The following is a 10060-nucleotide window of genomic DNA, read 5'->3' as shown; positions in this document are numbered from 1 at the left end:
ACATCATCCGGTACATGGTGAAGGCGCTGTACGACCCGGTCAACGGTGACGACGCGTTCTCCCACCGGGACCTCCATGCTGCGCTCCGGCAGCTTCACGAGCGACAGACGGCGCCCGCAGTCTCCGACCCGGATTTGGAGAAGATGCTCGCCGGCGTGACGGCGAACAGCGCCCGGTCGTTCGACGAGATCATGCAGGGGGTCGCGAACCGCATCGAGAAGATCCCCATCGACCAGCGACTCGCCGCGATATTCGACCACGTTCCCGAAGAGGGCGACCCGCACTTCGACCTCGTCGACTACCTCGACGAGAACGTCGTCGTCATCCTCGACACTGGTTCACTGAGACCGGCCGCCCAGCGCGTGCTCACGCTGCTCGTCCTCTCGAACCTCTGGACGGCGCTCAGGCGTCGGCTGAACAGGAGCGACGGCGACCCACCCCTGGCGAACCTCTACATCGAGGAGGCCGCGAGCGTCGCCGACTCCGACCTCCTGCAGGAGCTGCTGGCGCAGGCACGGAGTTTCGGCTGTGCGGTCACGCTCGCGATGCAGTTCCCCGCCCAGCTCAAGAACGAGGAGCGGATCTACGACGAGATCCTGAACAACGTCTCCACGGTCGTCACGGGGAACGTGCCCCGCGACCGAGAGCTCGCGGTGCGGCTGGCCACGGACGACATGGACGCCAGGGACGTCGGGAACCGGCTCCGCGCGCTCCAGCGCGGGCAGTGGCTCGTGAAGCTCCCCGCCGCGTACGGCCAGCCCGAACCGCGACCGTTCACCGTCGAGTCCGTCGCACCGCCCGCTGGCCATCCGGCCCACGACCACACGCCCAGCCGGTCCGAGGAGTGGGCGTTCCAGGACGCGACGCTCGACGTCCACGAGCGGACCCTCGAGACCGCGGGCCTGCTGCTCGGGTCGCCCAGCGTCCGGAGGGACGACGCCGAGGAGTTCCAAGACGGCTCCGAGGAAAACCAGGCCGTCGACGATGGTACCCGCGTCGACTCCGCCCTCCCGTACACGCAGCGCATGCCGTCCACCGTCGACTACGAGGAGTCGATCCACGCCCTCCGCTGTACGGAGTGCGAGAACCGGTACGACCCCGACATCGCAGGGATGGAGCGCGCGATCTCGTGCTGTTCCTCCCTCGAGGAGACGGACAGGGACGACATCCCGGTCTGCAACCTCAACCTGAAGCTCACGCCCGAGGAGCGCGCCGTCTCGGAGTGGTCCACGGACCAGCTGTTGTTCCTCCAGGCGGTCTACAACGCACAGCAGCTCCGCTACGAGTCCCTGGAGTACGACCTGCTCAAGGACTCGATGATCCGCTTGCAGGAGTACGTCGGCATCGACAGCGGCGACGTACAGGACCTCGTCGACGCGGACCTCCTTCGGCACGATACGGACCACCCCCACCGACTGTTCACCGTCTCGCCCGAGGGCCGCACGGAGATCGGCGAGAGCTACCGCCAGGGCGTCGACTACGGCCACGGCGCGGGCGACCTCGAGGAGTCGAGTCACCACGTCTTCGCCATCGAAGTCGGCCGGCTGTACCTCGAACAGGCGTACGCGAGGAATCCCGAGTCGCCCGTCGTCGAGGTCGTCCCGTACCACGACATCGACGAGGGACGCCGTCTCGACCTCGCCGGCGTCGACGAAGACGGCGAGATCATCGTCGCTGCAGAGGCAGAACGCATCAACCACGACATCCACCGCGCCGTCCCCGAGGACTTCGACAAGATGGCCGACTGTGACGTCGAGGACACGATCTGGTTCGTGACGAACCGCAGCGCCGGCCACGAGGTGCTCTCGGTACTGAACGACCCACCCGAGGGCGACCCGCGTGTCGAGAAGACCTACAGCGAGGGCACCCCGCCCCAGCAGTTCACCATCGAGACGCCCGGCCTGACTGCGATCTACCCCCTCGGCTACGTGCAAGGAACGTTGCTCGACGACGATAGCTAGGCCCGGGGCGTGCGGGACAGACGATTCGATTCCGGACGCCACTCCAGTCGATTCAGATACCGTGCACCGACGACCCCTGCGAGTCCGCCTCGCGATTCTGACCCCAGTAGTAATTCAACAAGAAGACTATACTGTCCCGTGCGAGGGACAGGCTGCACCACCCGGGACGACACAGATTTCGTCCGCGACGAGCGTGCCGTCTCACTACTCGACCACGGGCACGTACGGAACGCCACCCCGGGAGCTCGCTCCGCCCCACCAGGCCTCCAGCTCGTCCGGCAGCGCGACCGAGCGCGACGACCGTCACACTCGGATCGTTGCGTCGAAACGCATCGACAGCTACCGAGAGGAGTGCTCGTTCGCTCTCCGTGAGTTCACAATCGGCCAGAACACCCGCAAGAAGAACGCTGCCGCTGTGATGATGGTGAGTGTGGAACGCCACGCGACGGCCGTCACCCCGTCCAATTCGAAACACGGTACGGGAGACTCGATGCCCGAAACGACCGAATTCGACACGTTCACCATCAGTCCATCTCCGATGAATCCCGGCTCCCGTTCCGTTGCAAGACGCACCACCACAAAACCGCACGACGAGAACCGATTGTGAAGATTCGAGTCAGACAGACGATGCATCCAGAGCGATACTGAACCCCCAATCGACATCCACTAGACGCACCGTACAGCACCTGTCTACTCAGGATACGGCGAATCTCGCCATCGACCCACTCGACGACCGCACACGAAACCCAACCCACGACCTCTTCACACGCGGCTTTCACGGGTCTTCTTGCGGGTCATTTCCCCAGTTGTGAAACTCGGTACGGTTGCCTAGGGACGCGCTGGCGACCGCTGCGGAGCGCAGATCGACTCCGCCGGACTGTGGAGACAGCGACCGCGTTCTGCCGTCCGACGGACGGGTACTGTCTCGTCCTGCTACAGCCACGGCGGTACCAGTACCCCCGGAATCCAAGCGAACAACGGTCCCACTCAGGCCCCCAGTCGGAGCGGATGCCCACCCAGAGAAGATCCCGCTGGATATCCATGTGCTGCAGCGACGCTCCGTCGCGCTGGCACCACAGTCAGTACGTTCCAGGGAACAAAACGAGGGGTTCCCGTGACCGGGTTTTCGACGGCTGGATTGGTCCGAAAAGACAATACTACCCCTACCAGGAGCGGGTGGAACTGCCGGTCCACCGGGAGGCGCGACCTGGACCAGTTGTCGGAGAGCGAGAACAGCATCGGGGCCGGTGGCCGAACGCCAACGACGCGTTCCCTGCGCTGCCATAGCCACCGGACCGGCCGGAGCTCACGAACCTCTCACTACCCTCGAACCATCGGCTCGAACTCCCCGCGACAGTCCTGGACGCGGTCGAATCGCGAACCGGGAGCCTGCGGGAAGCGACCGCCCCGCCGTGAACGCCATCCCGCCTCGAACCCGGACTGACCGTGCCCAGACCGGGCGTGCGAGTGTTTTTCTTGCTCCCGACCAACCCATACGTGTGGCAGCATTCGACGCTGTACTGTTCGATCTCGACGAAACCCTCTGCCGTCGGACGCAGGACACGAACGCGATGTACGCGGAAGCCTTCGAGCACGTCGATGTGACACCCTTCGGCGAGCCGGCGGACCTCTGGGCTGCGCTCGACGGGCCACCGGACCACGACGACTGGACGGGCTACATCGGCGCGGGGTTCGCCCGGCTCGCCGCCCAGCACGGTCGCACCGACGTCGACCCTCTGGCCCTCGCTGCGGCACTCCGGGCGTCCGTCGACGACGCCGCAGTCGAGTTCACGGAGGGGGCGAGCGCGGCCCTGGACAGCGCGGCTTCCTGCGGTGCGGTCGGTCTCGTGACGAACGGGCCGAGCGAGCGGCAGGCGTCGAAACTCCACAGCCTGGGGGTCGCCGACCGGCTCGATTCCGTGGTGTACGCCGACGACCTGGACCGGAAGAAGCCACACGCGCTACCGTTCCGTCGCGCGCTCGCCGAACTCGGGGTGTCGGCCGAGCGGGCACTCTACGTCGGCAACTCGCTCGCGTACGACGTCGCCGGCGCACAGAACGCCGGGCTTCCGGTCGCGTGGCTGCGGGCCGAGGACCGCACCGCCGCGCCCTACGACCCCGAGTACGTGATCGACTCGCTGTCGGAGCTGCCCGCGATACTCGAGGGGAAACGATGACCGGGGGGCGACTCGAGGACGCCTTCACGGACGAGCGGCTGCGGGCGGGTGCACGGGCGGCACTCCGGGCGCTGGACGGGGCGGTGACGGCCGTGGAGCCCATCCCGCTGGGGAACAGGAAACGGACCGCGGTCGCCCGGTTCGAGATGCGGGGGCCGGTCGTCGTGCAGGTCTGCACCGAGTCGACGTGGCTGCGGACCGAGGCGACGCTGCTGTCACTGATCCGGGACCGGACGGGGGTCCCGGTGCCGCCGGTGCTTGGGGCCGGCGAGCACGACGGTGTCGCGTATCTCCTCACCGCCTACGTCGCCGGCGACGACCTCCACGAGCGGTTCACCGCGGTCGACCCCGACGTACGGACGCTGCTCGCGCGCTCGTTCGGGAGCTACCTGGCGCAGCTGCACGACGCGTTCGCGTTCGACGGCTACGGCCGGCTCGAGACACCGGGGGCGTTCTCGCCGCCCGGCGACGTGCTGTCGCCGGCGCACGAGGACTGGGCGGACTGGTTCCGGGAGTACGGCCTGCGGGCGGTGGACCGGCTGCCGGCGGCGTTCGACCCCCTGCGGTCGGAACTGCGGGGGCTGTTCGACGACCGGCCCATCGAGGGGCGCCCGCAGGCACGGCTCTACCCGTGGGACTTCCGGCCGGGGAACGCCCTCGTCGCCGACGACCGGGTGACGGCCGTGCTGGACTGGGAGGCCCCGCTGGCCGCGCCGGTATCGCTGTCGGTCGCGAAGGCGGAGTTCCTCGTGGCCGACTGGTACGTGAACGAGCCCGCACCGCTCCGGGCGGCGTTCCGGACGGGCTACGAACGCGTGCGGCCCTATCCCGACGTCCCGACGGCCCATCGCGTCGCCGCGATCGCCGAGAGCGCCGTCGACTCCGCGGGGCGCGTGACCAACCCGCGGTACCCGGAGCTGGACCGCGAGGGTGCCGTCGCGTTCCATCGCGACGCGCTCGAGGCGGCGCTCGCGGGAACGGACGACCGGGATCGGTGAGCAGTACGAGCCCCGGCACCCGATGCAATCGTCTCAGTAGTCACCGAGGACGCCGAGGCGCCGTGCGCGCTGGGTCGACAGCTGGAACACCGCGTAGCCGAGGCCGAGGTAGCCGACGGCGACCGCGACCAGCAGCGCCAGGTCGGCGGGCGCGAACTCCCAGAGCCGGACGCCGTCGACCATCGCGCGCTGGAGCAGCCCGCTCCCGTGGGCCAGCGGCAGGAGCTTCAGCCACGGAATCTCCAGGACGGGTGCGGAGATCAGCACGACGAACCCGAACTGCAGGAGGTTCAGCCAGTTGCCGATGCGCTTGTAGAGGACGGTGATGCCGCCGGCCGCGAAGCCGAGGCCCAGCACCGAGAGGATGCTGAGGGAGGCGATAACGACGATGGTGAGGACGTGCAGCTGGAGGGTGGTGCCGGTGAGCAGCAGCATCACCGCCAGGATGACCGTCGAGATGAGGAACGTCCGGACCACCTTTGCCGCGCCCTTCAGCAGGGCGACGGGGGCGAACCCGAACGGCGTCATCACGTGGCGTTCGAGCGTGCCCCACTGGACCTCGCTGCCGATGTCGTTGGAGATAGCGGAGTAGGCGCCGACCGCCAGCGTCCACAGGAAGTAGCCGACGACGATGCCCTCGATGGAGTCGGTCAGGGCCTGGCCGGCGAGCATCCGACCGCCGTAGAACAGCACGCCGAAGAAGAACAGCGAGATGACGACGCCGCCGATGGCGTTGGCGGGGTACCGGACGAACAGCAGGAACTCCCGGTAGAGGACCGCCCGCGCGAGGTGGTAGTATCCCGCCGGTCTGGGGCCCAACCCGTCCGCGTCGGTGCTCATCGGCCGCCCTCCCGGGTGAGCCCGACGAACACGTCCTCCAGGTCGGGTTCGACCGTGCGGAGCCGCTCGGGCGTCACGCCGGCGGTCGCGAGCACGTCCATGAGGCCGTAGAGGTCGTCGCCGCTCGCCTCGACGGTGAGCCGGGTCCCCCAGTCGAGCTCCTCGACGGCCGTGACCGGGAACCGCTCCCTGACAGCCGCGAGCGCGTCCGCATCGAGGTCCGGGCTCTCGACCACGACGGTCCCGCCGGCGGCGCCGCGGAGCAGTTCGTCGACGGTGTCGTCGGCGACGATACGGCCCTCCGACATGACGAGCACGCGGTCACAGACGGTCTCGATGACGTCCATGTCGTGACTGCTGATGAACACCGTGAGTCCGTCCTCTCTGGCGAGCCGGAGGAGTTCGCGCTGGAGGGTCCGGGAGCTCTCGACGTCGAGGCCGAGCGTCGGTTCGTCGAGGAAGACGACTTCGGCACCGCCGGCGAGCACGCTCGCCAGCGACACCTTCTGCTTCATCCCGCGTGAGAGCTTCCGGACGGGCGTGTCGGCCCACTCCGTCAGGTCCAGCCGGTCGAGAAGGCGGTCGTGGCGGTCCGCGACCGAGTCGGGGTCGACACCGCTCACCGTCGCGAAGTACCTGAGGTTCTCCCGGACGGTGAGCCGCCAGTAGTCGTTGCGCGCCCCCTCCAGCATCGCACCGACGTTCGCGTACGCCGCACGCGGCCGGTCGCCGACGTCGATGCCGCGTATCCGGACGGTCCCCTCGTCGGGGACGACCATCCCGAGGACCGACTTGATGAGCGTCGTCTTGCCGGCGCCGTTCGGGCCGAGCAGGCCGACGATGGAACCCGTCTCCACCTCGAAACTGACGTTGTCGACGGCCAGCACCGAGTCGGGACCCGTCTCGAACCGCTTCGTCACGCCCTCGACCGCGATGGCCGTCCCGCTGGCTGCCGTCCGGGCGTCGGGTTCGGTGTCGCGCCCGTGCCGTCCTGCGGTGGTCGCGTCGGCGGAGTCGGCGGAGCCGTCTCTCGACGGTCCGGTCGTGACCGTCTGGCCGCTCGACCGGGTGCGTTCACCGCCGACCCCGTCCTGGTCGGTCATTGTCGGTCGTTGGGCTGCCAGCGGCAAAACACAGTCGGTGGGGTGGAACGCGACGACACGAGCGCGCTACGGCGACGTCGCTCGGGGCAGCCAGTCGGCGATGTCGTCGACGAACGGCTGCGCGACGTTCCGTGGCTCGGTGTAGTACCGCCCGAGGAAGGACGGGCCGTCGGTCGGGAGGAGCAGGTGGTTCAGTCCGGCGTGCCGTTCGACCGACGCGTCCGCGACACCGTCCAGGGCGGTTCGCCAGGCGGCCGTGCTGGACTCCGGCGGGACCTGGATGTCCCGGCTCCCCTGCCGGACCGTGACGGGGATGGACAGCCCTGCGGCGACCGAGCCCTGGTCGTAGTCGGTCACGGCGTTCCAGAACGCGCCGTACTGGCCGAACACGCGTCGTGCCGCCGGGAACCCCTCGGCTGACACCTGCTCGCCGACCCGCTCGATGCGGTCCAGGCGGGCACGTTCCTCGTCGGAGACGCTGCCGTCCCACGCGTATATCTGCCGGAGCTGGTAGCGGTTCGCCCGCCACAGCGCACGCCCCGGCGCGTTGGCGAGCACGAGCGCGGCGGCGCGGTCGCTCCGCTCGGCGATCTTCGGCCCGAGGTAGCCACCGAGACTGTGCCCGAGGAGGCCGACCCCGTCGGTCCGCACGGCGGGGCGGGCGCTCAGCGTCCGGACGCCGGCGACCGCGTCCTCGACCACGGTCCAGTCGGGCGTCAGCGCCGTCACGTCGTCGACGCTGTACTCCCTGGTGCGCTTGCGATAGCGGAGCACGGCGACGCCGCGACTCGCCAGCCCGACCGACAGGTCCCGGAACGGCCTCTGGGGGCCGACCGTCTCGTCCCGGTCCTGCGGCCCCGACCCGTGGACCAGCACCAGCCCCGGAACGGGCCCGTCCCGGTCCGTCGGCAGCGTCACGGTTCCCGGCAGCGGGTAGCCGGTGCCCGCATCGACGGTCACCGGTTCTTCCCGGTACCTGTCCGGCCGGGCGTAGGTGGGCGGGCTGTAGGACCCGGTCTGTTCGAGTGCGAACGACAGCCCGGTCACGGCCCCGTCCCGAACGTCGACCGTGGCAGCGAGCCGTCCGTGGCCGCCCTGAACGTGGACGACCACGGACGCGGCGCCGTCGGCTGTCGCTGTCGCCTCGCTCGTCGTCGTCCCGGGAGCCCCGGCCCCCGTCGTGGGCCGGATCCGTTCGGGGCCGCCGATGGACCAGCGCTGTTTCTTCCAGCGCTCTTCGAGCCGCTGTGCCGACAGTTGCCCCGCCAGGGCGGACGAGAACGGCGACCGGGCCGCCTCGTAGTCGCCCGCCAGCAGGCTCTGGACCACCGACCGTGCGACCGTTCCTGCCGTCGGCGTGTCGCTCGTGGTGGTGGCAGTGGGGTCGCCGGTCGGTTCGGGGGCGCCCGTCGTCGGCCGTTCGGTCGGGGTGGGTTCCGTCGTCCCGTCGTCGGTCGAGGTGGAGCCGAAACAGCCCGCCGTCGCGACGGCGAGGGCGCTCCCGAGCGCCTGGAGCGCCCTGCGCCTGCGGAGACCGGCCCCCGTCATGTGCCGGTCGGTTCGTAGGTGTTCAGCTTGTAGAGCAGCCGACCCACCGCGAGGAGGATACCGAGTCCGACGAGGAGGCCGAGGTACGACGGCACGTCGGTGACCGAGGCGAGGCCACCGACCGCCAGCACGGCGATGCCGACCCGCAGTATCGTGTTCCCCGCCATCTCCCGGACCACGTCGTCGGGAATCTCGGACTGGCCGTCGTATCCCGCCAGCAGGAACGTCCACCCCAGGAACCTGACGAGGACGCCTGCGAGGGTGACGATGCTGCCGGCCGCGAGCCACTCGACCGCGGTAGAGGCAGGAGCCGACATGTCAGTGTCTCCCCCCGGCGGGCGAATATATCCGGTCGCGGTGTTTCTCACCCGGAAAACGCGCTCGCCGTCGGCCGCGCCGGCGCGGTGGCCCCGCACGGGACACACTGGCGGGCCGGGGTCGACTTCGGTGTGCTGCTGCCGTCATCGTGGTCACCCCACCTGGCTCCCGCTCGACCCCCCGGAGAGGTGTCGGACCAGCGCGTCGGTCACGCCCTCGCGCTCGTGGTGGACCCAGTGCGAGGCGTCGGGGAACCGGCGCAACTGAGCGTCCTCACAGCGGTCGATGCTCTCCTCGGCCATCGAGGTGACGAGCGCGATGTCGTCCTCCCCCCAGCAGACGAGCGTCGGCTGGGTGACGGTGGTGTTCGGCGGCTGCTCCGAGCGCCGGAAGCCGCGATACCAGTCGATCCGCGGCCCGATGCCGGTGTGCTCCCAGGCCGCCCGATAGCGGTCGATGGTCGCCTCGTCGAACGTGTCCGGGTTCGACGTTATCTCGAGGGAGTCGACCATGTTTGCCATCCCGTTCCGACGCAGCAGCCACTCGGGGAGCCTCGGCAGCTGATAGAACCAGACGTACCAGCTCCGGGCGAGCTGCTGGGGGCTGGACCGGAGCGTGTCCCGGTACACGGTCGGATGCGGGACGTTCGCGATGCCGAGCCGGTCGACCACCGACGGCCGGCGGAGTGCGACGTTCCAGGCGACGAACCCGCCGAAGTCGTGGCCGACGACGTGGGCCGACTCGCGGCCCTCGCTGTGGACGAGGTCGACCACGTCGGCGACCAGTTCCGACTGGCGGTAGGCGTCGACGCCGTCGGGGGCCTCGCTCAGGTTGCAGCCCCGCTGGTCCGGGACGAGCACGCGGAACCCGGCGTCGACGAGCGCGCCGATCTGGTCGCGCCAGCCGTACCAGAAGTCCGGGTGGCCATGCAGGAGGACGACCAGCGGCGCGTCGGGGTCGCCGGCGGTCACGACGTGCAGCTCGACGCCGTTGACCGCTCGGTAGGTCGATTCCAGCCCGTACTCGGGGAGGAGCGATGCATCAGTGTCCGGGGACGCGTGGGTGATAGACATCGACGTTGGGGAGAGCTCGGTTCGGGTGCTGTGCGGCAGCCG

Annotated in this window: 7 protein-coding genes and 1 pseudogene; 3 read left to right on the top strand and 5 right to left on the bottom strand. The window is 69.4% G+C overall.

The features are described from left to right. The 3 genes and pseudogenes from BLT27_RS17250 to BLT27_RS17240 form a co-directional block, all read left to right on the top strand. Positions 1 to 1961, top strand: a pseudogene (locus tag BLT27_RS17250) (hypothetical protein); the annotation flags it as partial. A 1499-nt stretch (positions 1962 to 3460) separates the two neighbouring features. Next, positions 3461 to 4138, top strand: a complete 678-nt coding sequence (locus BLT27_RS17245; RefSeq protein ID WP_089736160.1) for an HAD family hydrolase — start codon at positions 3461 to 3463, stop codon at positions 4136 to 4138. Beyond that, positions 4135 to 5136, top strand: a complete 1002-nt coding sequence (locus tag BLT27_RS17240) for a phosphotransferase family protein (protein WP_089736159.1) — start codon at positions 4135 to 4137, stop codon at positions 5134 to 5136. The genes BLT27_RS17245 and BLT27_RS17240 overlap by 4 nt, the downstream gene beginning before the upstream one ends. A 33-nt stretch (positions 5137 to 5169) precedes the next feature. Here the strand turns inward: BLT27_RS17240 and BLT27_RS17235 are convergent, their stop codons facing one another. The 5 genes from BLT27_RS17235 to BLT27_RS17215 form a co-directional block, all read right to left on the bottom strand. Next, a complete protein-coding gene (locus tag BLT27_RS17235; RefSeq protein WP_089736157.1) occupies positions 5170 to 5976 on the bottom strand; it encodes an ABC transporter permease in 807 nt (268 codons plus the stop codon). Further along, on the bottom strand, positions 5973 to 7079 hold the full coding sequence (locus BLT27_RS17230) for an ABC transporter ATP-binding protein (protein ID WP_089736154.1): 1107 nt from the start codon (positions 7077 to 7079) through the stop codon (positions 5973 to 5975). Before BLT27_RS17230 ends, BLT27_RS17235 begins: the two co-directional genes overlap by 4 nt. Positions 7080 to 7145: 66 nt before the next feature. Then, entirely contained in the window at positions 7146 to 8627 is a 1482-nt protein-coding gene (locus BLT27_RS17225; RefSeq protein WP_089736152.1) for an alpha/beta hydrolase, read from the bottom strand. Continuing rightward, positions 8624 to 8944, bottom strand: a complete 321-nt coding sequence (locus BLT27_RS17220; protein WP_089736151.1) for a hypothetical protein — start codon at positions 8942 to 8944, stop codon at positions 8624 to 8626. Before BLT27_RS17220 ends, BLT27_RS17225 begins: the two co-directional genes overlap by 4 nt. A 153-nt stretch (positions 8945 to 9097) precedes the next feature. Then, positions 9098 to 10018: an alpha/beta fold hydrolase gene (locus BLT27_RS17215; protein WP_089736149.1), complete on the bottom strand. Its 921-nt coding sequence runs from the start codon at positions 10016 to 10018 to the stop codon at positions 9098 to 9100. Positions 10019 to 10060 lie beyond the last annotated feature (42 nt).

It is taken from the genome of Haloarchaeobius iranensis (genome assembly GCF_900103505.1).
In the GTDB taxonomy this organism is placed as follows: Archaea; Halobacteriota; Halobacteria; order Halobacteriales; family Natrialbaceae; genus Haloarchaeobius; species Haloarchaeobius iranensis.
The sequence above is the reverse complement of the archived record's forward strand: the minus strand, read 5'-3'. Positions and strand labels throughout refer to the sequence as shown.